The organism is Shewanella sp. 10N.286.54.B9 (genome assembly GCF_041468565.1).
Taxonomy (GTDB): Bacteria; Pseudomonadota; Gammaproteobacteria; order Enterobacterales; family Shewanellaceae; genus Shewanella.
In genome coordinates this window covers 1-992 of sequence record NZ_JBFRIY010000131.1, presented here as the reverse complement: position 1 = coordinate 992, position 992 = coordinate 1, and the positions used below count along the sequence as shown (strand labels likewise).

Here is a 992-nt window from a genome sequence, read left to right as displayed (position 1 = left end):
AAGCCTTGCACTAGAAGCATGATTCTTTACGGTAAAGAATCGGACAAAACCTCAGCCCTAAAGCTCAACAGCTCCTCAAGACTGCAGATTAAGGCTGCTAACAATTCAGCATTACAAGCAGAAATGCTCAACTTTTTTGACATGATAACCTCTATTCTAGGCGCACGAGTGGACAAGTTGAACTGCGACATTTTGTAACTTTGGCAACTGAACTATTGCGAGCCAACCTACAACATGTAAACTCACCGCAACAAATGCCCTACAAATAAAAACATAAACAACACATTTATTGGATAATTTGTCCACTTTAAATGTTGGTTATAAATAATATAAAGGTTCAAATATGAAGAAGCTGTTGCCTCTAATAACTTGTCTGTCTATCGCTGCATGCGGATCCGATAGCGCAGATTCGCCAACACCTCCAGTCGAAGCTCCAGAGCTAAAAGCTGATATCTGTTATTTAATGGCGACCACCAAAGGGGACATGACGCTAGCAATAGATTTAACTAATGTGCCTGTTACCGGGCAGAATTTTAAAACTTATGCCGATAGTGGTTTTTATCAAGAAACACTCTTTCATCGCACTATCAGTAACTTTATGGTTCAAGGCGGTGGCTTAACGACAGGGCTAGTATCAAAGCCTGGTAATGACCCAATCATTAATGAAGCCAGTGTCGGAATCAGCAACTCTCGCGGTACCATCGCAATGGCACGAACTAATGATCCAAACTCCGCGACTTCACAATTTTTTATTAATGTATTAGATAATCCACAATTGGACGCTAGTGCTTCTAGTGATGGCTATGCTGTATTTGGCCAAGTCATTGCAGGAATGGATATCGCCGACCAAATCAGTATTGTCGCAACCCATACAACGGGTGGCCGCTCAGATGTTCCGGTAGACGAGATTGTAATTGATTCAGTTACTGAAATTAGCTGTCCGGTGAATTAAATAGATTATAATTAATCTTGAAATAAAAACGGGAGTAGAT

General features: G+C 40.8%; 2 protein-coding genes. Both read left to right on the top strand.

The features are described from left to right. The coding region (locus tag AB4135_RS22145; RefSeq protein WP_371995566.1) for a hypothetical protein at positions 1–198 on the top strand (198 nt) is incomplete at its 5' end. Between the two features lie 145 nt (positions 199–343). Beyond that, a complete protein-coding gene (locus AB4135_RS22140; protein ID WP_371995565.1) occupies positions 344–952 on the top strand; it encodes a peptidylprolyl isomerase in 609 nt (202 codons plus the stop codon). The last annotated feature ends 40 nt before the right edge of the window (positions 953–992 follow it).

Excerpts from the sequence above, each read along its gene's own strand:
- AB4135_RS22140 (WP_371995565.1), top strand. The coding sequence starts at position 344 with ATGAAGAAGCTGTTGCCTCTAATAACTTGTCTGTCTATCGCTGCATGC.